This window comes from Kitasatospora sp. CMC57, assembly GCF_045866025.2.
GTDB lineage: Bacteria > Actinomycetota > Actinomycetes > Streptomycetales > Streptomycetaceae > Kitasatospora.
On the sequence record NZ_AP035881.2, the window covers coordinates 1,982,682 to 2,008,516 of the forward strand.

At 71.4% G+C, this 25,835-nt stretch carries 17 protein-coding genes; 11 read left to right on the plus strand and 6 right to left on the minus strand.

What is annotated here, in order from left to right:
- Positions 1–51 precede the first annotated feature (51 nt).
- A complete protein-coding gene (locus ACKUU6_RS08895; protein WP_407987937.1) occupies positions 52–489 on the minus strand; it encodes an SRPBCC family protein in 438 nt (145 codons plus the stop codon).
- An 82-nt stretch (positions 490–571) separates the two neighbouring features.
- Here ACKUU6_RS08895 and ACKUU6_RS08900 point away from each other — a divergent pair, with 82 nt between their 5' ends.
- Positions 572–1,441 carry a HipA family kinase gene (locus tag ACKUU6_RS08900; protein WP_407987938.1) on the plus strand — a complete coding sequence of 290 codons (870 nt, stop codon included), beginning with the start codon at positions 572–574 and terminating at the stop codon, positions 1,439–1,441.
- A 54-nt stretch (positions 1,442–1,495) separates the two neighbouring features.
- Here the strand turns inward: ACKUU6_RS08900 and ACKUU6_RS08905 are convergent, their stop codons facing one another.
- A complete protein-coding gene (locus ACKUU6_RS08905) occupies positions 1,496–2,941 on the minus strand; it encodes a S8 family peptidase (RefSeq protein WP_407987939.1) in 1,446 nt (481 codons plus the stop codon).
- Positions 2,942–3,178: 237 nt separating this feature from the next.
- Positions 3,179–6,094, minus strand: coding sequence for a glycoside hydrolase family 48 protein (locus tag ACKUU6_RS08910; protein ID WP_407987940.1), 2,916 nt, complete (start codon positions 6,092–6,094; stop codon positions 3,179–3,181).
- A gap of 301 nt (positions 6,095–6,395) precedes the next feature.
- Between ACKUU6_RS08910 and ACKUU6_RS08915 the strand changes: the two genes are divergently transcribed.
- Positions 6,396–8,138 (plus strand): RNA polymerase sigma factor, encoded by a 1,743-nt coding sequence (locus ACKUU6_RS08915; protein WP_407987941.1) that lies wholly within the window; start codon positions 6,396–6,398, stop codon positions 8,136–8,138.
- Between the two features lie 3 nt (positions 8,139–8,141).
- On the opposite strand, the gene ACKUU6_RS08920 is transcribed toward ACKUU6_RS08915, so the two are convergent.
- The 3 genes from ACKUU6_RS08920 to ACKUU6_RS08930 form a co-directional block, all read right to left on the minus strand.
- A complete protein-coding gene (locus tag ACKUU6_RS08920) occupies positions 8,142–9,221 on the minus strand; it encodes an amidohydrolase family protein (RefSeq protein WP_407987942.1) in 1,080 nt (359 codons plus the stop codon).
- A gap of 4 nt (positions 9,222–9,225) precedes the next feature.
- Positions 9,226–10,566 (minus strand): glutamine synthetase, encoded by a 1,341-nt coding sequence (locus ACKUU6_RS08925; RefSeq protein WP_407987943.1) that lies wholly within the window; start codon positions 10,564–10,566, stop codon positions 9,226–9,228.
- A gap of 100 nt (positions 10,567–10,666) precedes the next feature.
- Entirely contained in the window at positions 10,667–13,273 is a 2,607-nt protein-coding gene (locus ACKUU6_RS08930; protein WP_407987944.1) for an MXAN_6230/SCO0854 family RING domain-containing protein, read from the minus strand.
- 300 nt (positions 13,274–13,573) lie between these two features.
- Between ACKUU6_RS08930 and ACKUU6_RS08935 the strand changes: the two genes are divergently transcribed.
- The 9 genes from ACKUU6_RS08935 to ACKUU6_RS08975 all read left to right on the plus strand — a co-directional run bounded on the left by ACKUU6_RS08935 (position 13,574) and on the right by ACKUU6_RS08975 (position 25,746).
- Positions 13,574–14,218 carry a TetR/AcrR family transcriptional regulator gene (locus tag ACKUU6_RS08935; protein ID WP_407987945.1) on the plus strand — a complete coding sequence of 215 codons (645 nt, stop codon included), beginning with the start codon at positions 13,574–13,576 and terminating at the stop codon, positions 14,216–14,218.
- A 161-nt stretch (positions 14,219–14,379) separates the two neighbouring features.
- A complete protein-coding gene (locus tag ACKUU6_RS08940) occupies positions 14,380–15,876 on the plus strand; it encodes an MFS transporter (protein ID WP_407987946.1) in 1,497 nt (498 codons plus the stop codon).
- Between the two features lie 436 nt (positions 15,877–16,312).
- Entirely contained in the window at positions 16,313–18,088 is a 1,776-nt protein-coding gene (locus tag ACKUU6_RS08945; protein WP_407987947.1) for a 3-hydroxyacyl-CoA dehydrogenase family protein, read from the plus strand.
- Between the two features lie 191 nt (positions 18,089–18,279).
- Positions 18,280–19,182 carry a TetR family transcriptional regulator gene (locus ACKUU6_RS08950; RefSeq protein WP_407987948.1) on the plus strand — a complete coding sequence of 301 codons (903 nt, stop codon included), beginning with the start codon at positions 18,280–18,282 and terminating at the stop codon, positions 19,180–19,182.
- 341 nt (positions 19,183–19,523) lie between these two features.
- Positions 19,524–20,861, plus strand: a complete 1,338-nt coding sequence (gene ccrA, locus ACKUU6_RS08955; RefSeq protein ID WP_407987949.1) for a crotonyl-CoA carboxylase/reductase — start codon at positions 19,524–19,526, stop codon at positions 20,859–20,861.
- Positions 20,861–22,885, plus strand: coding sequence for a protein meaA (locus ACKUU6_RS08960; protein ID WP_407987950.1), 2,025 nt, complete (start codon positions 20,861–20,863; stop codon positions 22,883–22,885). The genes ccrA and ACKUU6_RS08960 overlap by 1 nt, the downstream gene beginning before the upstream one ends.
- 23 nt (positions 22,886–22,908) lie before the next feature.
- On the plus strand, positions 22,909–23,871 hold the full coding sequence (locus ACKUU6_RS08965; RefSeq protein WP_407987951.1) for an HpcH/HpaI aldolase/citrate lyase family protein: 963 nt from the start codon (positions 22,909–22,911) through the stop codon (positions 23,869–23,871).
- 1 nt (position 23,872) lies between these two features.
- The gene (locus ACKUU6_RS08970) at positions 23,873–24,376 is read left to right on the plus strand and encodes a MaoC family dehydratase (protein ID WP_407987952.1); all 504 of its coding nucleotides are present in this window, start codon (positions 23,873–23,875) and stop codon (positions 24,374–24,376) included.
- A gap of 167 nt (positions 24,377–24,543) precedes the next feature.
- A complete protein-coding gene (locus tag ACKUU6_RS08975) occupies positions 24,544–25,746 on the plus strand; it encodes an acyl-CoA dehydrogenase family protein (RefSeq protein WP_407987953.1) in 1,203 nt (400 codons plus the stop codon).
- The last annotated feature ends 89 nt before the right edge of the window (positions 25,747–25,835 follow it).

The following is a 25,835-nucleotide window of genomic DNA, read 5'->3' on the forward strand; positions in this document are numbered from 1 at the left end:
GTGACCCCACCGTCACCCGGATCGGCGATCAGAACCACTCGTTCGGGAGTTTCAGGCCACCTCGGTCGCCAGCGCCGCCAGGATCTGGTCGTGGATCCGGTTCAGCCCCTTGGGGGCGAAGGTCCGCTCGAAGAAGCCGCCGATGCCGGTCGCGCCCTGCCAGGTCGCCTGCACGGTGACCTTGCTGCCGGAGCCGTGCCCTGCCACCTTCCAGGTGATCACCATCGAGGAGTTGGCGTCGGTCTCCATCAGCGTGCGGGTGCCGGGCTCGCTCACGTTGAACAGGCAGTCCCTGACCCGCTTCTCGGTCGCCTGCAACCGCCAGTGCACCTGCGTCCCCGCGCCGGTGCCACCGGCCCGCACCTCGTACTCGCTGTACTGGGCGGGCAGCAGCTTGGGCCGCGTCACCGTGTAGTCGGCCAGTGCTTCGAACACCCGCTCGGGGCTCGCGGGGTAACTGCGCTCGGTGGTGGCGTACACCTGTCCCATGGTCCGTACTCTCCTCTGACTGCTCCGGTACCGCCGTTCAATCCAAGCCAACCACAGCACACCCCGGGTTACGCTGGCCGGTGTGCTGACCGAGGTGACCGCTCTCCGCTATCTGGACCCGCTGCGGGCCGGGGGCTCCGTGCCCGGCATCGTGGAGACAGACGACCTGGGTACCTACGTGGTGAAGTTCAGCGGTGCCGCCCAGGGACACAAGGCGCTGATCGCCGAGGTGGTGGTCGGGGAGCTGGCCCGGCGGCTCGGCCTGCGGGTGCCCGAGCTGGTCCTGGTGGACTTCGACCCCGCGGTGGCCGCCCACGAACCGGACCCGGAGATCCAGGACATCCTGCGCGGCAGCGCCGGGCGCAACCTCGGGATGGACTACCTGCCGGGCGCCCGGGACTTCGAGGCCGGAATGATCGACGTCGATCCGGTCGAGGCCGGCCGGGTGGTCTGGCTGGACGCCCTGACCGGCAACGTGGACCGCAGCTGCCGCAACCCCAACCTGATGGTCTGGCACGACCGGCTCTGGCTGATCGACAACGGCGCCGGGCTGGTCTTCCACCACCGCTGGTCCGGCGCGGCCGGTTCGGTGCTCAAGCGGTACGACCTCAGCGACCACGCCCTCGGCCCGCACCACCCGGACGTCGCGGCCGCCGACACCGGACTGGCCCCGCTGGTCACGCCGGAGCTGCTGCGCGAGGTGCTCGCCCTGGTGCCCGAGGAGTGGCTGACGGACGAGCCGGGCTTCGACTCGGTCGAGCAGCTCAGGGAGGCGTACGTGACCCAACTCGCGGGCCGCGCCGCCCAGTCGGCCGCCTGGCTGCCCGAGGGTTTCGCCACCCCCGAACAGCTCAGGCGGACCGCCGCCGACCGGGCCGCCGCCACCCGGGCGGGCCGCCCGGCCTGGCTGCAGGAGGTCCCGGACCTCTCCGGCCGACCCCGGACCCGCTGAGCGCACCAGCCCGCCCGGTGGCCGGGCGGGTCGGTGCGCTCACGGTCGGTCAGCTCACCAGCGCCACCACTGCACGGCGGTGGCCGCGTTGACGATGCCCGCGCCGTAGAAGCCGTTCTGCCCGGTGCCGCCCTCGCAGACCGCCGCCCAGGCGCCGTCACCGCTCGGGTCGTACGCCGTCGGGCAGGCGTGCTCGGTCGCCTGGCCGGTCAGCATCTGCCGGAGCTGGTCTGGGCCGGCCCACGGGTGGCTGGAGGCGAGGAGTGCGGCGACGCCCGCGGCATGCGGGGAGGCCATCGAAGTGCCTTGCATGTAGCCGTACTTGTTGCCACGGACGGTGGAGAGGATGCGGCCGTTCCGCGACGGGGTGTTCGGGATCTGGTAGCGGGCGTCGCCGCCGGGGGCCGCGACGGTGATCTTGCCCAGGCCGTAGCTGGAGAAGTAGGACTTGTTGCCGTTCACCCCGACCGAGGCCACGTTCACCACGCCGGGCAGCTCGGTCGGCAGGCTGAGGCAGCCGGTGTCCACCGGACGGGGCACCGGCACGGTGTCGTCCGGGCTGCTGTCGTCGCTGGTCTTGTGCGCCAGGTCGATGTTCTCGTTGCCTGCCGCCGCGACGCTCAGCACGCCGTTGCGCTCGGCGAAGGCGGTGGCCCGCCGGACGGCGGTCAGGATGGCCGCCTGGTCCGGGTCGCTGGCGCAGTTGAAGAGCCAGGGGTCCACGTAGTAGCTGTTGTTGGTGACCTGGAAGTGGTGCTCGCCCGCCCAGACGAAGCCGCAGACCGCGTACTCCGGGTAGATGAAGCCGCCGTCGTCCACCACCTTCACCGCCGCCAGCCGGACGTCCGGGGCTATCCCGAGCACGCCCTTGCCGTTCCTGGCGGCCGCGATGGTGCCGGCGACGTGGGTGCCGTGGTCGCTCGAAGTGGGCTGCCAGGCCTGGAAGTCGGTGTTCGGCTTCCCGCTGTCGATGCAGGACACCGACTGCGTGGCGTCGACGTTGGCCGCCAGGTCCTCGTGGGTGGCGTCGATGCCGGAGTCGAGCACGCCGACCACCACCCGGCGGCTGCCGAGGCTGGTCCGGTGCGCCTCGGGGACACCGATGGTGCTTAGCGACCACTGGTCGGCCTGCATCGGCTCGTCCGTCCCGGCGGCCAGCAACCCGGCCGGTGGGGTGGCGAGTTCGACGGTGTCGTCGCCGATGCCCGCGGTGACGGCCTTGGTCCGGCTGGCACCGACCGAGTCGACCACGTGCGAGGCGCGCAGCCCGGCCGCGAAGCCGGTGGAGTCCGAGCGGGCGATGATCACGCCGATCTGCTCGTAGGACTGCACCACCGTGCCGCCGAGCCGGCCGATCGCGCGTTCCGCCAGCATGACCTGGCCGTGGTTGGCCTTGGTGTTGACCAGGTAGTTGAGCATCGGCCCGGTCCCCGCCGTACCGCCGCCCGCGTCGGCCGCGACCGCGGTGCCGGTCGGCAGGACCAGGGTCCCCGCAGCCACCAGGGCCAGCCCTGCCGCCCCGCGTCCGATCCGGCCTGTCCGAGGAACTCTCATAGGGGTTGGCCCTCCCGAGTCTCCGCCCGCACCCACGGATGGCGGGTGCGTGAGCTGCCCGGGACGCTAGTGACCCCGGGCGTCCCTCCGCAAGAGGTACGCACCGGGGCCACCTGGACCACACACGACCGGGCGCACGGCTGTCAGACCGTACGCCCAGCCCGAACTGACGTGGCGTCAGCTCTAACCGAACAGCTCACCGTAGGTGGCCATCGCGGTCGCGATGTCCGCCTGGGCCCAGAACCGGTGGTAGGTGAAGACCGGTGCGGGGCCGCCGTCCAGGTAGGCCTGGACCTTGGCGAAGGCGGGGTCGTTCTTGTAGAAGGAACGCATCGAGAGGAAGGTGGAGCTGGAGTTGAGCGGGTCGCCGTTCGGCATGGTCCCGGTCCAGCCCGAGGGCACCGAGACGGAGTCCTTGAAGCGGCTGTAGTCCGTCCGGGTCTCCGGCACCGCGATGCCCAGGGCGTCCTGGTTGTTGCTCCACATCCCGTCCAGCAGCTTCTGCGCCGCGGTCTTCGCGGCCGCGTTGCCGGACTTCGCCGAGTAGTACGAGAGCAGCTTGGCGAACGAGCCGGCCACCCCGACGTCCTTGGTGTAGTCGACCACGCTCACGTGCAGACCGGCGTTGGCGCCCGGAGTGGTCGCGTTCCAGGTGTCCGGCTTGCCGCTCCAGGCCAGCGTGGACGGGATCTGGTACGTACCGTCGGCGTTGAAGGTGGTCTTGCTCAGCGCCCAGGTCACCCACTTGTCCAGGACCGCCTTGGCCTTGACGTCGCCGCTGGCGTAGTAGTACTCGGCGAGCCGCTCCAGACCCCAGGTCTGGAAGCCGAACCACTGGTTGCTCGGCGGGTCGTGGTAGACCGGCGCCTCGTCGTAGAACATCCCGTAGAAGGTGGAGGTACCCGCGGGCGGCGTGGCGTAGCTGCCGTCCCAACTGTTGGTCGCCCCACCGGCGATGGCGCCCTCGCTGGACTGCAGCCACTGCAGGAACTCGACCTGACGGCCCAGGCTGGTGGCCCAGTCCGCCTTGCCGGTGGCCGACTTGGGAGCCAGCGCCGGGTCGTTCACCAGGGCGTAGGCCGCCATCGGGTTCTGGTAGCCGCCGTGCGCGGCCCCGTCGCCGATCCGCCAGGCCCAGCCGGAGTTGGTGTCGGTGGCGCCGCCCCAGGCGTAGTACCAGGAGAGCAGGTAGTGCGAGGAGTCCTTGCCGGTGCCGGCGGCGCAGGTGGAGGCGCCGACGCAGTTGCCGATCTTCTTGAAGTACTTGTCGAAGAACGAGTACCGCAGGTAGTCGCCCATCTTGCCCGCCTTGGCGACGGTGGTCGACACCTGGCTGCCGTTGCCCTGCGCCTTGGCCCAGGTGTCCGCCCAGTAGGCGGCCTGGACCGCGCGAGCGTCGGCGTCCGGCGCGTCGGTGAACTTCCACTGCTTGGCGTACGAGTTGTCCTTGACGAACAGGTCGAGGAACCCGTTCTTGCCGCCGTAGGCGAACTTGTCGCAGGTCGGCTGCGGGATGGTCTCCCAGACCGACTCCTGCGCACCGCGCTGGTAGGTGTTGATGTACGAGGGGCCGGTGTCGGCCGGTCCCGCCTCGCACTTGCCCGGCGCGTTGCCGAAGCCGTAGACGTTGTCGACGTCCTGCAGCCAGTGCATGCCGTAGATGTCGCTGGTGCCGTAGGCGCTCGACAGCTCAGCGGCGATCGGGTCCTGACCGGCCGTCACCGAAGTGTTCAGCGGCGCCGGGTAGTCACTCGGCAGCGGCATCTCGGGGGCGTAGGTGGCGGGCTTGTTCGCGTTGTAGAAGCTGTTGGTCGGCTGATCCGCGTGGGTCGGGATCATGTACGTCTCCATGAGCGTCCACGCCGCGTTGAACTTGGACCAGTCCTTGCTCACCCGGCCGTACTGGGCCTCCAGCCAGAGCAGGTAGCTGTACGCCTCGGAGGTGGTCTCGTGGCCATGGTCCGGCGCCTCGACCAGCAGGGTCTCCACCGAGTGGTACGGGATGCCCTCCGGCGAGAAGTAGCCGTTGGCCGGGTCCTTCAACTTGCTGTAGAGCTGCAGGAACCGGTCGTTGTACACGCCCGTGCCGGCCGCCAGCTCGGTCACCGTGACGGCGGCGGCGGTGTGGCCGGTGGCGGAGGCGGTGAAGGTCGCCGAGCCGGTGCCGGTCGCGTCCGCGGTGAGCGTGACGGTCTGTGCGGTGGCCCAGTTGGCGGGCGTGAAGGTCAGGCTGGCGCCGCCGCTGACGGACAGTCCGGTGTTGCCCGAGGTGCGGGCGGTGGTCACCGTGACGTCGGCGGTGGGCTGGGCGGAGAGCTTCACCGTGAAGGTGCCGGTCTTGCCCTGGGTCACCGAGAGGCTCACCGGCGTCGCGGTGATGGCGGGACCGGCGGCCACCGTGATCCCCGAGGGGGCGGACTCGCCGGAGGCACCGGTGCTGTCGTACGCCTTGGCGTAGACCGAGTGGCTGCCGGAGGCGGCACCGGCCCAACTGAAGGAGTACGGCGCGGTGGTGTCGGTGGCCAGCAGGGTGGTGTTGTCGTAGAACTCCACCTTGCTGATGCTCGCGCCGTCGCTCGCGGTCGCGGTGGCGGCCAGCGGGATGGCGGCACCGGCGGCGTAACTCGCCCCGGGCGCCGGGCTGGTGAGCGTGGTGACCGGGGCCTGGTGGGCACCGGCGCAGGTGGTGCCGTTGACCGCGAAGGCGGTGGGAGCGGCGTTGGTGCCGGAGTAGCTGAAGTTGGCACCGGGGGTGGCGTTGCCGCCGGGGGGAATGCTGGCGTTCCAGGAAAGGCTGCTGACGCTGACGGTCTTGCCGCTCTGCGCCCAGGTGCCGTTCCAGCCGCTGCCGGAGAGGGCCTGGTTACCGGTGTAGGCGTAGGTCAGGGTCCAGCCGTCGAGGGCGGCCGTGCCAACGTTGTTGATCTTCACGTTGGCGGTGAAACCACTACCCCAGTCGTTCGTGGAGTAGTCGACGGCGCACTGGATCACGGCCGCGGAGGCCGGTGTGCCGACCATCGTGCTGAGCCCGGTGGCCAGCAGCGTGAGGGCGGCGCCGAGTGCGGACAGGCGGGAACTGCGCGAGGTGGGGGGTGACATCTGACGGCTCCTGCGGGGTGGGGGCTGCGGTGGGGAGAGCTGTTCGCTGGACGCGAGGCATGGCACTCGCAACTGTGGGAGCGCTCCCAAATATCGGGAGCGACTGACTGGCTGTCAAGAGATTGCGCAGCCCGGAATGTTGGCAACTGCGGACAGCCTGGCTATCTTTCCAAGCGGCCCTGTGGGAGCGCACCCATTTGCCTTCCGAAGGCGGTAGAGCGGTCCTGGTGATACCGGGGTGGCGGAGCACGGTGGCGGGGCCGCCGCCGGGCGGGCTCCACCGACAGTGCAAGGTGAACGCATGTACGTGGACTACACGGCGGACGTCACGGTCGTGATGGCGGCCCGCTCCGGGGACCAGCGGGCGCTGGACGAGCTGATCAGGGGCTGCCTGCCGCTGGTCTACAACATCGCCGGGCGCGCCCTGGACGGCCACGACGACGTCGACGACGTGGTGCAGGAGACGATGCTGCAGGTCGTGGACGGCCTGGGGAACCTCCGCAGTCCCGAGAGTTTCCGCTCCTGGATGGTGGCCATCACCCTGCAGAAGGTCCGCGAACGGTGGCGGAACCAGCAGACGCGGGCGGTGGTCGGCGAGCTGGACGAGGCGTACGGCACGGCGGACCCGGGTGCGGACTTCGTCGATCTGACGGTCCTCCGGCTCGGGCTCTCCGGGCAGCGGCGGGAGGTCGCCGAGGCGACCCGCTGGCTGGAGCCCGAGGAGCGCGAACTGCTGTCGCTGTGGTGGCTGGAGGCGGCGGGCGAGCTCACCCGGGAGGAGCTGGCGGCGGCCCTCGACCTCCCTCCGGCACACGCCGCCGTACGGGTTCAGCGGATGAAGGCCCGGCTGGACACCGCCAGGTCCCTCGTACGCGCTCTGCGGGCGTCGCCGCCGTGCGCGGATCTGGTGCTGCTCACCGTGGCCTGGGACGGTCTACCCGCCGCGCTGTGGCGCAAGCGGCTCGGCCGCCACACCCGGGAGTGCCCCACCTGTGCGCAGCGCGTGCTGGACCTGGTACCGACCGAGGGGCTGCTCCTCGGCATGGCGCTCGTACAGCTGCCGGCCGGCTTCGCCGTGAACCCACTGCTCCACACCTCGGCCCTGTCCGCCACGCACGCGGCCGGGTGGCTGTCCCGGCTCGGCCGGTGGCTGGCCGCCAAGCCCGTCGCGGCGGTCGCGGCGGGCACGGCGGTGCTGGGGGGCGGGGCGGCGACCGGCTACCTCCTTGAGCACCGGGCGGCCCTGCCACCGGTGACCCGGCCGGCCGCCTCTCCTGCGGTCACGGCGCCGCCCACCGTCCCGGCCCCGGCCCCGGCCCCGGCCCCGGCGAGCCCGAGCGCGTCGCCCACCGCACCCGGCGCCCTGTACGGCCGGACCATCGACCAGGTCGACACCCCGCCCGCGGCCGGCGCCCGGCCCGCGGCGCTTCCGGTCCGGCCGGAGGACGGCCCGGTTGCCGTGTCCGGCGCGTACGCGAAGCGGCAGGGCCGGAACGCGTACCTGCTTGCCCACCGCGGCGAGTACCTGACGGTCAGTGGGCGTGGGTACTTCGTGCTCGACTGGCAGGTCGGCTACCTCACACGCGGCCCGGGGCAGCTCCAGATGCCGACCTGGACCGGCCTCGAGGGCAGGATCTTCCACGCCGCCTCCGGAGGCGGCCACCGGATGGACGACCCCAAGCCCGGGTCGGCCGCCGGCTGGACCTGGATGGGTGAGCCCGGCAAGGGCTGGAGCACCGTGCCTCCCGGCACGCAGCAGATGTGGCAGCACGAGTACTACTACCTCGACGGCACGGTCACCCTGCACCTCAACGAGCGCGGTACCGACTACAACCTGGTCGTCGCACCCGCCACCAGGAGCAGCATCGTCGGTGACCTCACCCAACCGCCCTCCCCCGATCCCGCCGAGGGCAGGGTCCGCTACGGACTGGTGCGCGACACCGGTACCGACGACGCACCCGTTCCGCAGTACCTCACCAGGGCCGACCCCGCCGACCCGATGTCCGTCGACCGGCGTTCCCAGGTCGGGGCGGAGCGCCGCTGACGGTCAGCCCAGTCCGTACAGGCGCCGGGAGTTCTCCGTCGAGACCAGGCGGGTGATCCGGGCGGCGTCCGCCGCCGTGCAGGCGCCGTCGGACTGCCAGTCGGCGAGGGTACGGCTCAGGGCATGGCGGTACTGGGCGGCGCCGACGGTGTGGAGCTCGGGGAGGCCGTAGGCGTCGGTGGAGAACAGCAGCTTCCCGAACGGAGCGAGTTCGAGGAACTCGCGGAGCACGGTGGCGGCACGGGGGCCGGTGTAGGACAGGGTCAGCCCGAGGTCGGCGTACACGTGGGGGAAGGCCTGGGCGAGCCAGGCGGCCTGGCGGTGGTACGGGTAGGCGTGCAGCAGGACGAGCGGGGTACCGGCCGGCTCGACGGCCCGGATGAAGTCGGTGAGGAGGGACGGGTCGGCGTGGTGGAGCGTCAGGTCCGGGTCGCCGAAGCCGGTGTGGAGCTGGATCGGCAGGCCCAGATCGACGGCGTTCCAGAGCAGTTGGCGCAGCAGGACGGGGTCGGTCAGGCGGCGGCCGGATCTGTGGGTGGCCGCGGCGCGTGCGACCTCCGACGGGGAGGGGCGTTCGGCGGGGACTGCCAGGCCGTGGCGGTAGGCGAGAACCGACTTGAACGCCACGGCGGAGGCGGCGGCGGTGCGCAGGGCCTCCTCGACCGCGCCCGCCCAGCGGGCGGCCGGGGCGTCGACCGATTCGGCGACGCTCTCCAGCCGTACCACCTCCCGGACTTGGGCACCGGAGAGCGAGGCCAGCTCGGACAGCGGGAGCAGCGGGCGGCCCGCTGCGGCGGTGAGGCCGGTGTCGACCAGGCAGTGGCTGAGGCCGGTGGCGGCGAACAGGCGGCGGGCGGCTTCGGCCGGGCCGAGTGCGTGACGGCGGGCCAGGTAGTCGGCGATCGGCGCGTGGGCGGGGAGGCCGAGCGCCGGTGGGCACCAGCGGCGGAACGCCAGGCCGAGCGAGCTGTCCAAGGGTGAAGTCCCGGGCGCGGGCAGCCGGTCGGACTCGGTGAGCAGGCTCGCGAAGGCGGTGTCGTCGAGGTCGGCGAGGGTGACGCTGTGGCAGTGGTGGTCGATCACGCGGTCAGTACCTGTCGACCGTCGCCGCGATGATCTCCTCGGGGGTGCGGTCGGCGAGGAGTTCCACCTCGCCGTGGCGGACGGCGAGGACGGCGGCGTGCAGTTGGGCTCCGAGGGCCTCGCGGAGCAGTACGGACGGTTCGAAGGCGGCCAGTGTCTCGGCCAGGTTCGCGGGCAGCCGCTCGACCGTGCCGAGGGCGGCCGGATCGCCGTTCACCTCGGCGGGGAGGGGTTTTCCGGTGTCCAGGCCGTCGAGTCCGGCGGCGAGCACGCCACCGATCATCAGATAGGGATTGGCGGTGGCGTCGAAGCACTTGACCTCGGCGTTGGCCTGCCCGGCGGTGGACCCCTTGATCAGGCGGAGCGCGGCCTCCCGGTTCTCCAGCCCCCAGCAGCGGAACGGACCTGCCCAGCGGGCGGGTTGCAGCCGCAGGTAGCTCGCGACGCTCGGCGCGCCGAGCGCCAGCAGCGCGGGCAGGTACTCCAGGACGCCGGCCAGGAAGTGCTCCGCCTCGGAGTGCAGACCGTGCGGACCGGGGCCGCCGTGGCCGAGGTTCTGGCCGTCGCGCCAGAGGCTGAAGTGCAGGTGGCCGCCGTTGCCGACCCCGTCGGGGGTGAGCGCGGGGGCGAAGGTGGCCCGCAGACCGTGCCGGGCCGACACCGTCCGGACGGTGTGGCGGACCAGCACGGTGGTGTCGGCCGCACCGACCGGGTCCTCCGGGGCGACCGAGACCTCGAACTGGCCCGGCGCGTACTCGGGGTGGAGCTGGAGCACCGTCAACTGCTGCTCCGTCAGCGCGCGGAGCACGTCCCGCAGGTAGTCGGAGAGGTCGGCGAACCGGTGCAGCCCGTACGCGGGCGCGGAGGTGGCCGGGGCCCCGGTGGCGTCCCTGACCACCCACTCGACCTCGACGCCGGCCTGCACGGTGAGCCCGCGCCGCCCGGCCGCCTCCACCATCCGCCGGGTGAAACGGCGTTGGCAGCCGGGGTGCGGTGTGCCGTCCTGCGCGTACCGGTCCGCCGGGGCCCACGCCCAGCCGGGCTGCGCCGCGAGCGGGACCAGCCGGTCCAGGTCGGGGATCAGCCGCAGATCCCCGTCCGGGCCCTGACTGAACGCGCTGCTGGTCATCGAGTCGTCCAGCAGGAACACGTCGAAGCACGGCGCCGCGCCCACGCCCCACTCGGCAGCGCGCTCCAACTGCCGCACGGGGAAGGTCTTCACCCGGCTGATCCCGGCATTGTCGACCCAACTGGTCGCCACCCCGTCCACACCTTCACCGGTCAACCGGGCAGCGGCCAACCTGGCCTGGGCAGCCCGCTCGGCGCGGGACGGGGCGCTGTTCATACCGCCATGCTCACCCATCCCCGGGACACCGGGGAATGCCCTGTCACCCGTCCGGCGGCAGCGGGCCACCCGTGCGTGTGGCTACGCGTAAGGAACCGTCCTACGCCTCCGGCGCGAAGCGGGTGACCAAGTCGGCGGCGGTGAGGCGGTCGAGGCCGGGGGTGGCGTCGAGAGGGCCGGGGTGGAGGCGGTAGAGGGTGCCGGTGAGGGAGGGGGTGGCCGGGAGGTCGGCCGCCAGCAGGGCCAGGAAGGCATGCCGGTCGGTGAGCACGGTGGGGTCGAACGGGCCGGTGTGGACAGGGCCTTGGCGGTCGCGGAGGCGGGCGGCGAAGTCGGCGACGGGCTCGTCCGGGGCGCGGTGGTAGGTGGCGACGGTGCCGCCGGAGCGGATCAGGACCCGGTCGGTGGTGGCGGCTGCGGTGGCGAGGGCCAGGTCGGCGAGGGTGGCCCGGGCGCCGGGGGTGAAGTGGTGCAGGACGTCGGAGGCGAGCGTGCCGAGGCGGCCGGAGTGTCGGCGGACGTCGTGCAGGCCGCCGTCGCCGCCGAGGTTGAGATCGGTCCAGGTCCAGTGGCGTTCGGCCAGATCGATGATCATAGGAACGGCCACCTTGGCGGCACCGGCCAGGTCGAGCCGCTGGGTGACCGCCTTCGGGTCGAGCGGGCCCGCCGAGCGGCCCGGCGCGGACAGGGTCATGAAACCGGTGTAGGCGTCCGGGAGTTCGTCGAAGGCGATGTCGTTGTAGCTGAACACCACGACCACGGCGTACCGGGCCCCGGCGGCGGCCAGCCCCGCCAGGTCGAGGTCGACGAACTCGGTCGCGCCGTTCGGCGCCGAGGTGAAGTCGCCGGAGTGGACCGCCGTCCGGGCGCCGTACACCAGCTTGGTGTAGTCGCACAGGCCGGTGAGCGCCCAGTCCGCGTCGTAGAACGCCACCGAGAGGTCGAGGTCGACCCGGACGCCCTTGGGCTGGAGCCAGTACAGGAAGAGCCGCAGCCGGGCGGCGTCCGGCAGCCGGAGCACGCTGCCGCGCGGCACCGCGACCAGCGAACGGGCACTGGCCCGTTCCACGGCCGGGGCGGCCAGACCGGTCAACTCCTCGTCCAGGAACGCCAAATCGAACCGCCCGTGCCCGGCCGCCCGGCGCAGCAGCTCCGCCTCGATCAGTGCGCAGACCGGTGCGCTGATCGAGGCGGGCAGCGCGGCACCCCAGTCGGTACGGGCGTGGGTGCGCGCGGTGTGGCCGCGCGGGAAGTACAGCCGACGCTCGTTGTCCGGCCGGGGCGCGCGCAGCCGACCGTACGCGCCGAGCAGCGGGCCGGGCGCGACCCTGCGCAGGGCGTCCGGGAGCACGGGGAGCAGCGCGGGCGGGCAGGGCGCGTCGGGCGCCCAACGGTGGTGGGTGCGCAGCAGGTGGTGCAGCCGTCGGGCGAGTTCGCCGGGGCGGTGGGCGAGCAGGGTGACGGCTCCGGGGACGTCACCGGTCGCGAGTGCGGCCTCGACCCGGGAGGCGAAGGTGCTGACGGTCAGCCGGTTCCGTCCGCCGGCGGCGCCAGCGGTGGGCAGCGGGGCGGTCAACAGGGCTTCACCCAGCGGGTGTTGGAGCAGGTCGGTGCCCCGGACCACCGCGAAGGCGGCCGCCGCGTTCGGGTACCGGCGGCGGTACTCGTACGGGTGCAGCACCTCGCCCGCACGCTGCCAGGCGGCGCGGTGGCGCAGCATGTCCTCGGCCGCTCCGGCGAGCGGCAGCGCGTCCAGGGCGGCAAGCAGGGCCCGGCGGAGCGGGCGCGGGACGCCGCGCAGCCGGGGCGGCTTGTCGGCCAGCAGGTCGGGTTCGACGCCTGACCAGGCCCAGAGCAGCCGCAGCACGTCGGTGGCGGTACCGATCCTGGCGGCCAGGGCGGGCAGCGTGCCGGGCAGGTCGCGGTGCAGCAGCTCGGCCAGCACGGTGGCCTTGGTCTCCCGGACCGGGATCGTCTCGGGCAGCCAACTGCCGTGATCGGCAGTGGCGTTGTCGAGCAGGACGGCGAGGTCGTCCCGGTCCTGCGGGCTGAGCGGGGTCTGCCGGGCGAGCAGTCGGCCCAGCTCCGCCAGGGCGTCGGCAGCCGGTTCGACGGCCAGCCGGAGGAAGCGCAGCTCGGCACCGGCCGGGATGTCGCGGGCGGCGGACGGCGGACGGACGTCGCGCGGGGCGCGGCCGGTGAAGGGCAGCCGGACGGCGAGCCGCGCACGGACGGCGGTCAGCTCCGTGCCGCACAGCGGGCAGTACGCGCCATGGTGACAGTCCCCGCAGATCAGGTGCCCGCACGGCACGAGCACGTCCACCGAGGACTCGAGCTCGCACCAACCGCAGGTCAGATCGGCCTGGTTGCGCAGGTAGGCGTGCATCCGAGCGGAGAGGAGCTCGTGCACGTCCCCCGGCACCCGGTCCGGGAAGCCGAGGAACAGCGGCTGATGGCGGCGCTCGTTGCCGGTCAGCAGGTCGATCCGGCGGAGCAGGGCGGTGCCGGTCTGCTTGAGCGCGACCGGGCTCTGCCGGGCGAGCGCGGCGTGCAGCGGGGCGGTGAGGCGGTAACCGCGGAGCGCGAGGTCACACTCCAGCACGGCCAGCCCGTCCCGGCTGCGCCGGTCCGGTCCGGCGCCGGGGCGGGTCGGGACGACGACCAGGCTCTGGCGGTGCAGCAGGAGTGTGTCGAGATCGCGGCTCATCGCGGTGGTTTCCCCTCGGGACGCCTCTCAGGGCGGTCGCCCGGGCGGAGATGTCAGTGCGGGGACGGAGAATGGGCGCACTCGGATTCATTTGGAGTGAGTGAGAAGGAAGCACGCCGCGGAGCCGCCCCCGCGGCGCTCACCCTAGTGGGCCGGGCGACTGTCAACCCACCGGTTTTCCGATGTGGCGCAGGTCACATGGTCAGCCGAAATATCCGGGGACACTCTCCCCGTTTGACGCTATGTTCGAGTTATCCGGGGAGCCAGTCCCCGGTACGGGGGCCCGAGGGGAGTTGGACCATGACTGTCACCGCCGCCGAGAAGGCGACCGCGCCACGCCTACGGGCCGACGCCTCGCGCAATCGGGCGCGGATCATCGAGGTCGCCCGGGAGGCGTTCGTCGAGCAGGGGCTGGACGTCCCGCTGGACGAGATCGCCCGCCGGGCCGGCGTCGGCAACGCGACGGTCTACCGCAACTTCGCCGACCGGCGCGACCTGGTTCACCACGTCGCCCTCTCGGTGATGCACAAGACGACCGCGCACGCGCGGGCCGCGATGGCCGAGGAGACGGACGCGTTCCAGGCGGTCGCCCGCTTCACGCACGCGGCGGCCGACGAGCGGATCAGCGCGCTCTGCCCGTTGATCTCGCAGCACGGCAACCCGGACTCCGAGCTGGAGCAGGCGGGTGAGCAGCTGAAGGACACCGTGGTCGAGCTGATCACCCGGGCCCAGCAGGCCGGGTTGCTCCGCTCCGACATCGGCGCCGGCGACTACCTCTCCACCGTCGCCCAGCTGACCCGGCCGCTGCCGGGCACCGACTGCCTCTCGGTGCAGGGCTTCGTCCACCGCCACCTCCAGATCCTGCTCGACGGGATGCGGGCCCCGGCCCACTCGGAGCTGCCTGGTCACCCCGTGACCATGGAGGACCTCCGCCGAACCGACTGACGCCCCGCCGGCCCCGGGTACCGGCTCGGACACCTGACACACCTTCGACTTCCGCGCCCTCCCAGTGATCCGGCGCGTCCGCACGCTCAGCTCAGACAGCACGCCCAGCTCGTTCAGCACGCTCAGCTCAGACAGAACCTCGCACCTAAGTGGGTACCTCCATGTCCGGAACCGTCGCACCGCCCGATCCACGCCGCTGGAAGGCGCTCGGCTTCATCGGCCTCGCGCAGCTGATGGTCGTCCTCGACGCCACCATCGTGAACATCGCCCTGCCCTCCGCCCAGGCCGATCTGGGCATCACCGACGGCAACCGCCAGTGGGTCATCACGGCCTACGCGCTCGCCTTCGGCAGCCTGCTCCTGTTCGGCGGCCGGATCGCCGACCTCTGGGGCCGTCGTCGCACCTTCATCGTCGGCCTGATCGGCTTCGCGCTGGCCTCGGCCCTCGGCGGCGCGGCCGCCAACACCGGCATGCTGCTCGGCGCCCGTGCCCTGCAGGGCGTGTTCGGCGCGCTGCTCGCGCCGGCCGCCCTCTCGCTGCTCGCGGTGATGTTCACCACCGGCCAGGAGCGGGCGAAGGCGTTCGGCATCTACGGTGCGATCGCCGGTGGCGGTGGCGCCATCGGTCTGATTCTCGGTGGTCTGCTGACCGAGTACCTGAACTGGCGCTGGACCTTCTTCGTCAACATCCCGTTCGCGGTGGTCGCCGCGGCCGGTGCCATCCTTGTGATCCGCGAACCCGCCGAGGGCCGCAACCGCAACAAGCTGGACATCCCCGGCGTGCTGCTGGTCACCACCGGTCTGGTCTCGCTGGTCTACGGCTTCACCCGGGCCAACGAGGACGGCTGGGCCGCAGGTGTGACGATCGGTCTGTTCGTCGCCTCCGCCGTGCTGCTCGCGCTCTTCGTCCTGGTCGAGTCCAAGGTGAAGGCCCCACTGCTGCCGCTGCGCGTGCTGCTGGAGCGCAACCGCGGCGGGGTGTACCTCTCGCTCGGTGTCGCGATCATCGGGATGTTCGGTCTGTTCCTCTTCCTCACCTACTACCTGCAGGTGGTGCTGGACTACAGCCCGGTGATCACCGGCGTCGCCTTCCTGCCGATGGTGGCGGGCATGATCATCGGCTCCACCCAGATCGGCACCCGGCTGATGACCCGGGTCGCCCCGCGCAAGCTGATGGCCCCCGGTTTCGCGACCGCGGCGCTCGGCCTGCTGATCCTCACCCAGATCGGCACCGACACCTCCTATCCGGCGGTGATCCTGCCCGGTCTGGTCCTGATGGGCCTCGGCATGGGCACCGCGTTCATGCCCGCGATGAGCCTGGCCACCTACGGCGTCGAGCCGCGGGACGCGGGTGTCGCCTCGGCGATGGTGAACACCTCCCAGCAGGTCGGCGGCGCGATCGGCACCGCCCTGCTGAACACCATCGCCGCCAGCGCCACCACCTCGTACTTCACCTCGCACGCGGCCGGTGCCACCAGTAAGTCGCTGCTCCAGCTGAACGCCATGGTGCACGGCTTCCAGGTCGCCATCTGGTGCTCCTTCGGCATCATGCTGCTGGCCGGCGCGATCGCGGCGGTCCTGATCAACACCGGCCGGCCGGACGCCCACCAGGGTGCCGTCGCCGGGGCCGAGGACGCCGTCCCGGTGCTGGTGCACTGATCCGACCCGTACGCCCCCGACGGCCCCCGCTCCCACCAGGAGCGGGGGCCGTCGGCCGTTCACCCCGCCACGGAAGGACGTCCCCGAGGCTCTTCCTACCTGGAGGTAACTTCGCTACAGTGACCGCACGCACCACCGCCGGGCTTCGGGAGCCGCACTGGCGGGGCCGCCGTCCGACGTGCGATCGCACGCCTTCCGGACGCGGTACGGGACTTCAGCGCTTTGCACAGTGACTTCTCTCAGTGCGCCTGAGTACCACGGCACAGCCGCGGCACAGCCGGAGCGGACCGGCCTGCCGCGCGCCGCCGCAACCGTCAGCACACTCTCCCCGCTCCGCCGTACCCTCCTCCCTGCCATGACGGCCGCCGCTCGACGACGAGCGGGTGCGCCCGGCGCGGACGGGCGGCGCGGGGCCCCATGACAAGGAGTCAGGACCATGGAGCGTCCCTTCCCCACCGTCGCGGTCGTCGGACTCGGCACCATGGGCGCCGGCATCGCCGTCGCCGTCGCGCACAGCGGACGCCGGGTGATCGGCATCGAGGCCGACCCCGCCGGCGCGGCCCGTGCGCTGGCCCGGATCGAGGCGGCCACCGCCGAGGCGGTGCGCCGCGAGCGGCTGACCGACCAGGAACGGTCCGCACTGCTGGGCCTGATCTCGGTCGGCGACCAGCTGGACGCGGCCGCGACCGCCGACCTGGTGATCGAGGAGGTCCCCGAGCAGCTGGAGCTGAAGCGGGAGATCTTCGCCGAGCTGGACCGGATCTGCCCGCCCGAGACTGTGCTGGCGACCGGTACCACCGCACTCTCGGTGACCCGGATCGCCGCCGCCACCGCCCGCCCGGAGCGGGTGCTCGGCCTGCACTTCTTCAACCCGGTGCACACCATGAAGCTGGTCGAGGTGGTGCGCACCGTCCTGACGACCCCTCAGATCGCGGAGCAGGCGGCCGAGTTCGCCCGCGAGCTGGGCAAGGAGCCGGTCGCCGCCGGTGACCGGGCCGGGTTCGTGGTGAACGGGCTGCTGTTCGCCTACCTCAACCAGGCCGCCGCGATGTTCGAGTCCAAGTACGCCACCCGGGAGGACATCGACGCCGCGATGCGGCTCGGCTGCGGCCTGCCGATGGGCCCGCTGGCGCTGCTCGACCTGATCGGCGTGGACACCGCGCGAACGGTGCTGGAGGCGATGTACGAGCAGTCCAGGGACCGGCTGCACGCCCCCGCCCCGATCCTCGGCCAGCTGGTCGCGGCCGGGCTGCTCGGCCGGAAGAGCGGGCGCGGCTTCTACACCTACCAGGCCCCGGGCTCGTCCCGGGTGGTCGCCGATCCCGGTGGCGCCGAGACCGCCCGGGTGGCCGGGCGCGAGGTGCGCAGCATCGGTGTCTGCGGTTCCGGCACGATGGCCACCGGCATCGCCGAGGTGTTCGCCAAGGCCGGCTACCGGGTGATCCTGACCGCCCGGAGCCAGGAGAAGGCGGACCGGGCCAAGGCCCAGCTGGCCCGTTCGCTGGGGCGCTCGGTGGACAAGGGCCGGCTGACCGCCGACCAGCGCGACGCCGCGCTGGACCTGGTCACCCCGAGCGGCCGGTACGCCGAGCTGGCCGAGGTCGACCTGGTGGTCGAGGCGGTGGCCGAGGACCTGGCGGTCAAGCGCGAGCTGTTCGCCACCCTGGACAAGATCTGCAAGCCCGGCGCGGTGCTCGCCACCACCACCTCCAGCCTGCCGGTGATCAGCTGCGCGACCGCCACCTCGCGGCCGCAGGACGTGATCGGCATGCACTTCTTCAACCCGGCCCCGGCGATGAAGCTGGTCGAGGTGGTCTCCACCGTACTGACCGCGCCGGACGTCACCAGCACCGTGCTGGCGCTCTGCGGCACGGTGAGGAAGCACGCGGTCGAGTGCGGTGACCGGGCCGGATTCATCGTCAACGCGCTGCTCTTCCCGTACCTGAACGACGCCGTCCGGATGCTCCAGGAGCACTACGCGACGGTGGACGACATCGACACCGCGATGAAGCTCGGCTGCGGCTACCCGATGGGTCCGTTCGAGCTGTTGGACGTGGTCGGCCTCGACGTCTCGCTGACCATCGAGAAGGTGCTGCACCAGGAGTTCCGCGAGCCGGGCCTGGCCGCCGCACCACTGCTGGAGCACCTCGTCGCGGCCGGCTGCCTGGGCCGCAAGACGGGTCGCGGATTCCGCGACCACGCCCGCCGGTGACCGGGCAGGCGCCCCCTCCGGGCGGGCTGCCGGGCAGTCAGCACCCGGTCGGCGGGCGGCCGGTGCGGCCGGCCTGGGGTCCCGGTGCGGTGACCGGGCGCTGGCCCCGTCCGGTGGTGGCCGCTCCGGTGCCGCCGCTGCGCCGGACAAAGGCGGCCGGCCCGCCACCCGGTACGTGTAGCGTTCCGGCCATGGACCGGGAACAGTCATCCGAACAGTCAGCCCCGGAGCGTCCGGAGGGCGTCCGGCCGGCCACCGAGGCCGGGGCGGGCAACCGCAGGGCGGCCGCCCAGCGACAGCAGATGCGCCAGGATCTCGCCTCGGCCGCGATGGAGCTGTTCGCCACCCAGGGGTACGAGGAGACCACGGTCGACCAGATCGCGGCCGCCGCCGGGGTGGCCCGGCGAACCTTCTTCCGGTACTTCCGGTCCAAGGAGGAGGCGATCTTCCCGGACCACGACGACACCCTGGTCCGGGTGGCCGACCTGCTGGCCAGCGCCGACACCGAGGAGCACCCGCTCGACGTGGTCTGCCGCGGTATCAAGGAGGTGCTCCGGATGTACGCCTCCACGCCGGGCGTCTCGGTGGCCAGGTACCAGTTGATCCGTCAGGTCGGGGCGCTGCGCGAGCGGGAGATCGCGGTGGTCTCCCGGTACGAGCGGCTGTTCACCCGCTACCTACTGGGCCGCTTCGACGCGGCCGAGGAGATCCCGCCGGGCTGGCAGCGCGGTGGGGACGACGACTCGATGCTGGCCGAGGTCTCCGCGGCGGCGGTGGTGGCGGCCCACAACCACGTGCTCCGGCGGTGGCTGCGGGCCGGCGGTCTGGGCGACGTGGAGGCGCAGCTCGACCACTCCTTCGACGTCATCCGCAACACGTTCTGGGCCACCGCTCCGAACGGGGTGCGACGGCGCGGGACGACTGTGGCACCGGGTGCCACAGTGACACCCGTGTCCTCGATGGAGGCCGCCGCAGTGAGCGCACTGAGTGCCAGTCCCGGGGGTGAGGTACTCATCACAGTGACCCGGACGGACGCTCCACTGGAGCAGGTGGTGGACCGGATCAGGGCCGCGCTCAGTGGTTCGACCGGCTGAGGTTTACGCAGGTCAGAGCAGTTTCAGAGGGCCCGTTCCGGTTCACCGGGGCGGGCCCTCCGTGCGTCCCACGGGCCCCGGTCGAACGGTCGTCGGATTCACTCGAATTGATGGCACCCGGTGTCTTTACTAGTGGCACAGGGTGCCACTACCTTGTTCCTCACCAGTCGCGGCGCCGCGGCTCCCCACCTCGGCGCGCCGTGTCCGGATGCGACACCACCATCCGTCGCAGCCACCCCCGCCTTTCCCACCCAGACCGAAAACCAGCGAAGCCGGTGTCCGCTCCCGGCTCCCCCAGACGCCCTGTGCGCCCTCACACAGGTACGCCTTCGGAGGCAGCCATGAAGGAAATCCTCGACGCGATCCTCAGCACCGACAGCACCCCGGCGGACTTCGCCGGGCTCAAGCTGCCGGAGTCCTACCGGGCGGTGACGCTCCACAAGGACGAGGAGCAGATGTTCGCCGGCCTGGACAGCCGCGACAAGGACCCGCGCCAGTCCCTGCACCTCGACGAGGTCGCCCTGCCGGAGCTCGGCCCGGGCGAGGCCCTGGTCGCGGTGATGGCCAGCGCGGTGAACTACAACACGGTGTGGAGCTCGATCTACGAGCCGGTCTCCACCTTCGGCTTCCTCGAGCGCTACGGGCGGCTCTCCCCGCTGACGAAGCGTCACGACCTGCCCTACCACGTGCTCGGCTCCGACCTCGCGGGCGTGGTGCTGCGCACCGGCGCCGGGGTGAACGCCTGGAAGCCCGGCGACGAGGTCGTCGCCCACTGCCTCTCGGTCGAGCTGGAGTCCTCGGACGGCCACAACGACACGATGATGGACCCGGAGCAGCGCATCTGGGGCTTCGAGACCAACTTCGGCGGCCTGGCCCAGATCGCCCTGGTGAAGACCAACCAGCTGATGCCCAAGCCGAAGCACCTCACCTGGGAGGAGGCCGCCTCCCCCGGCCTGGTCAACTCCACCGCGTACCGCCAGCTCGTCTCGCAGAACGGCGCGGGCATGAAGCAGGGCGACAACGTGCTGATCTGGGGCGCCAGCGGCGGCCTCGGCTCGTACGCCACCCAGTACGCGCTGGCCGGCGGCGCCACCCCGATCTGCGTGGTCTCCAACGACGCCAAGGCCGAGATCTGCCGCGCCATGGGCGCCGAGGCGATCATCGACCGCAGCGCCGAGGGTTACAAGTTCTGGAAGGACGAGAACACCCAGGACCCACGCGAGTGGAAGCGCCTGGGCGGCCGGATCCGCGAGCTGACGGGTGGTGAGGACGTGGACATCGTCTTCGAGCACCCGGGCCGCGAGACCTTCGGCGCCTCGGTCTACGTCACCCGCAAGGGCGGCACCATCGTCACCTGCGCCTCCACCTCCGGCTTCATGCACCAGTACGACAACCGCTACCTGTGGATGTCGCTGAAGAAGATCGTCGGCTCGCACTTCGCCAACTACCGCGAGGCGTGGGAGGCCAACCGCCTGGTCGCCAAGGGCAAGATCCACCCGACCGTCTCCAAGGTCTACTCCCTGGAGCAGACCGGGCAGGCCGCCCTCGACGTGCACCAGAACAAGCACCAGGGCAAGGTCGGCGTGCTCTGCCTGGCTCCGCAGGAGGGCCTCGGCGTCCGCGACCAGGAGCTGCGGGAGAAGCACCTGCCTGCGATCAACCGCTTCAGGAACATCTGATGGCCGCCGACCGGGACCGTCCGTGGCTGATGCGGACGTACGCGGGCCACTCGACCGCGAGTGACTCCAACGCGCTCTACCGGAAGAACCTGGCGAAGGGTCAGACCGGCCTCTCGGTCGCCTTCGACCTGCCCACCCAGACCGGCTACGACTCGGACCACGTCCTGGCCCGCGGCGAGGTCGGCCGGGTCGGCGTGCCGGTCGGCCACGTCGGCGACATGCGGACGCTGTTCGACGGCATCCCGGTCGAGCGGACCAACACCTCGATGACCATCAACGCCACCGCGATGTGGCTGCTGGCGCTCTACCAGGTGGTCGCCGAGGAGCAGGGCGCCGATGTCGCCAAGCTCACCGGCACCACCCAGAACGACATCGTCAAGGAGTACCTCTCGCGCGGGACGCACGTCTTCCCGCCCGGCCCCTCGGTGCGCCTGATCACCGACATGATCGCCTACACGGTCGGCCACATTCCCAAGTGGAACCCGATCAACATCTGCAGCTACCACCTCCAGGAGGCCGGGGCCACCCCGGTCCAGGAGATCGCGTACGCGATGTGCACGGCGATCTCGGTGCTGGACGCGGTCCGCGACTCCGGGCAGGTCCCGGCCGAGCGGATGGGCGAGGTGGTGGCCCGGATCAGCTTCTTCGTGAACGCGGGCGTCCGCTTCGTCGAGGAGATGTGCAAGATGCGCGCCTTCGCCCGTCTCTGGGAGAAGGTCACCCGGGAGCGGTACGGCATCGAGGACGAGAAGCAGCGCCGGTTCCGCTACGGCGTCCAGGTCAACTCGCTCGGCCTGACCGAGGCCCAGCCGGAGAACAACGTCCAGCGGATCGTGCTGGAGATGCTCGCGGTCACGCTCTCCAAGGACGCCCGCGCCCGCGCGGTCCAGCTCCCGGCGTGGAACGAGGCGCTCGGCCTGCCCCGGCCGTGGGACCAGCAGTGGTCGCTGCGGATCCAGCAGGTGCTGGCCTACGAGTCCGACCTGCTGGAGTACGGCGACATCTTCAACGGCTCCGAGGTGATCGAGGCCAAGACCGCCGAGCTGCTGGCCGGCGCCGAGGCCGAGATCGCCAAGGTGCTGGAGATGGGCGGGGTGATCCCGGCCGTCGAGTCCGGCTACCTGAAGTCCAACCTGGTCGCCTCGCACGCGGCCCGGCGGGCCAGGATCGAGTCCGGCGAGGACAAGATCGTCGGGGTGAACTGCTTCGACACCACCGAGGAGAGCCCGCTCACGGCCGACCTCGACACCGCCATCATGGTGGTCGACCCGGCCTCCGAGCAGTCCGTCCTGACGGCCCTTCAGGAGTGGCGGGCCGAGCGGGACGAGCCGGCCGCCCAGGCCGCCCTGGCGGCCCTCAAGGCCGCCGCCGCGACCACCGACAACCTGATGCCCGCGACCCTCGCCTGCGCCCGTGCGGGCGTCACCACCGGCGAGTGGTCCTTCGCCCTGCGGGACGTCTTCGGCGAGTACCGCGCGCCCACCGGCGTCGGCGGTGCTCCGGTCGCGGTCGCGGCCGAGCCCGGCGGCGAGCTGGCGGCCGTCCGGGAGGCGGTCGCGGCCACCGCCGCGGAGTTGGGCACCGGCAAGCTCCGGCTGCTGGTCGGCAAGCCCGGCCTCGACGGCCACTCGAACGGCGCCGAGCAGATCGCCGTCCGGGCCCGTGACGCCGGCTTCGAGGTGGTCTACCAGGGCATCCGCCTGACACCCGAACAGATCGTCTCCGCCGCCGTCGCCGAGGACGTGCACTGCGTCGGCCTGTCGATCCTCTCGGGTGCCCACCCCGAGCTGGTGCCGGACGTCCTGCACCGACTCCGGCGGGCCGGGGTGGAGGATGTGCCCGTGATCGTCGGTGGCATCATCCCCGCAGCGGACGGCGAGGCCCTCAAGGCCGCCGGCGTCGCCGCCGTGTTCACCCCGAAGGACTTCGGCATCACCACCATCATCGGCCGGATCGTCGACGAGATCCGGCTCGCCAACAGGCTTCAGCCCTGGGCCGCGACCACCACCGCCGCGACCAGCTGACCCGGAAGGACCGACCCACCCTCATGACGAACGTCAACCGCCTGCGCCCCCGCCGCTCCTGTCTCGCCGTCCCCGGCAGCAACCCGCGCTTCCTGGAGAAGGCCCAGGGCCTCCCGGCCGACCAGGTCTTCCTCGACCTGGAGGACGCCTGCGCCCCGCTGGTCAAGGAGAGCGCCCGCCACAACATCGTGGACGCCCTGAACAACGGCGACTGGGGTAACAAGACCAAGGTCGTCCGGGTCAACGACTGGACCACCCACTGGACGTACCGCGACGTGATCACCGTGGTCGAGGGTGCCGGTCCGAACCTCGACTGCATCATGCTGCCGAAGGTCCAGGACGCCACCCAGGTCAAGGCGCTCGACCTGCTGCTCACCCAGATCGAGAAGACCATGGGCTTCGAGGTCGGCAAGATCGGCATCGAGGCACAGATCGAGAACGCCAAGGGCCTGGTGAACGTCGACGAGATCGCCGCCGCCTCCCCCCGGCTGGAGACGATCATCTTCGGCCCGGCCGACTTCATGGCCTCGATCAACATGAAGACGCTGGTGGTCGGCCAGCAGCCCCCCGGCTACCCGGCCGACGCCTACCACTACATCCTGATGCGGATCCTGATGGCCGCCCGGATGCACGACCTCCAGGCGATCGACGGCCCCTACCTGCAGATCCGCAACCCCGACGGCTACCGCGAGGTGGCCGGCCGCGCCGCCGCCCTCGGCTTCGACGGCAAGTGGGTGCTGCACCCGGACCAGGTCGGCGCGGCGAACGAGATCTTCTCCCCCTCGCAGGCGGACTACGACCACGCCGAGCTGATCCTCGACGCGTACGACTGGTGCACCTCCGAGGCGGGCGGCGCCAAGGGCTCGGCGATGCTCGGCGACGAGATGATCGACGAGGCCAGCCGCAAGATGGCCCTGGTCATCGCCGGCAAGGGCCGCGCCGCGGGCATGGAGCGCACCACCAAGTTCGAGATCCCGGGGAGCTGACATGCAGTTCGGACGCACCTACGAGGAGTTCGAGGTCGGCGCGGTCTACAAGCACTGGCCCGGCAAGACCGTCACCGAGTACGACGACCACCTGTTCTGTCTGCTCACCATGAACCACCACCCGCTCCACATGGACGTCAACTACGCCGAGAACACCACGGACTTCGGCAAGAACGTGGTGGTGGGCAACTACATCTACTCGCTGCTGCTCGGCATGTCCGTCCCGGACGTCTCCGGCAAGGCGATCGCCAACCTGGAGATCGAGTCGCTGCGGCACGTGGCGCCGACCTTCCACGGCGACACCATCTACGGCGAGACCGTGGTGCTCGACAAGTGGCCGTCCAAGTCCAAGGACGACCGCGGCATCGTGTACGTCGAGACCAAGGGCTACAAGCAGGACGGCACGGTCGTCTGCATCTTCCGCCGCAAGGTGATGGTGCCGACCGAGACGTACATCAAGGCACGCGGCGGCGAGCAGCCCGGCCGCCCCGAGCCGCTCTCCTAGAGACGAGCCGCTCTCCTAGAGACGAGCCGCTCTCCTGGAGACCGGCCTCCCGAACCCCGGCCGAGGAGCCGCCGTCATCGGCTCCTCCCCGGTCATGGGGCCCCACCGAGTCACGCCGGTGGGGCCCCGCAACCACCCTCAGACCCTCAGACATTCGGAGCCGCACGATGGGACGCCTCGCACAGACCGACGGCCTCACCGAGATCCAGCGGGACATCCTCGCCACCGTGCGGGACTTTGTCGACAAGGAGATCATTCCGGTCGCGACCGAGCTGGAGCACAAGGACGAGTACCCCACCGCCATCGTGGAGGGGATGAAGCAGCTCGGCCTCTTCGGCCTCACCATCCCGGAGGAGTTCGGCGGGCTCGGCGAGTCGCTGCTCACCTACGCCCTGGTGGTCGAGGAGATCGCCCGTGGCTGGATGTCGGTCTCCGGCATCGTCAACACCCACTTCATCGTGGCTCACATGATCAACGCGCACGGCACCCAGGAGCAGAAGGAGTACTTCCTGCCCCGGATGGCCGCCGGTGAGATCCGTGGCGCGTTCTCGATGTCCGAGCCGGGTCTCGGCTCCGATGTCGCCGCCATCTCCACCAAGGGCGTCAGGGACGGTGACGAGTACGTCCTGAACGGCCAGAAGATGTGGCTGACCAACGGCGGCACCTCCACCCTGGTCGCGGTGCTCTGCAAGACCGACGAGGGCGGCTCCAGCCCGTACAAGAACATGACCACCTTCCTGATCGAGAAGACGCCCGGCTTCGGACCGAACCCGACCGTCCCGGGCCTGACCGTGCCCGGCAAGATCGAGAAGATGGGCTACAAGGGCGTCGACACCACCGAGCTGGTGCTCCAGGACGTCCGCGTCCCGGCCGACCGGGTGCTCGGCGGCGTCCCGGGCAAGGGCTTCTACCAGATGATGGACGGCGTCGAGGTCGGCCGGGTCAACGTGGCCGCCCGCGGCTGCGGGGTGGCCCGCCGCGCCTTCGAGCTGGGCATCTCCTACGCCCAGCAGCGCTCCACCTTCGGCAAGAAGATCGCCGAGCACCAAGCGATCCAGTTCAAGCTGGCCGAGATGGCCACCAAGGTCGAGGCCGCGCACCAGATGATGGTGATGGCCGCCCGCAAGAAGGACAGCGGCGAGCGGAACGACCTGGAGGCGGGCATGGCCAAGTACCTGGCCTCCGAGTACTGCAAGGAGGTCGTCGAGGACTCGTTCCGGATCCACGGCGGCTACGGCTTCTCCAAGGAGTACGAAATCGAGCGCCTCTACCGGGAGGCTCCGATGCTGCTCATCGGTGAAGGTACGGCGGAGATCCAGAAGATGATCGTGGGCCGTCGCCTGCTGGAGGAGTACCGCCTCGCCGACTGAGGCCCGGTCAGGCGGCCGTAGGGCGCGTACCAGGAGGTATGCGCCCTACGGCCGCCTCCGCGCGCCCCTGGTGCTCCCGGTCCGCCTCG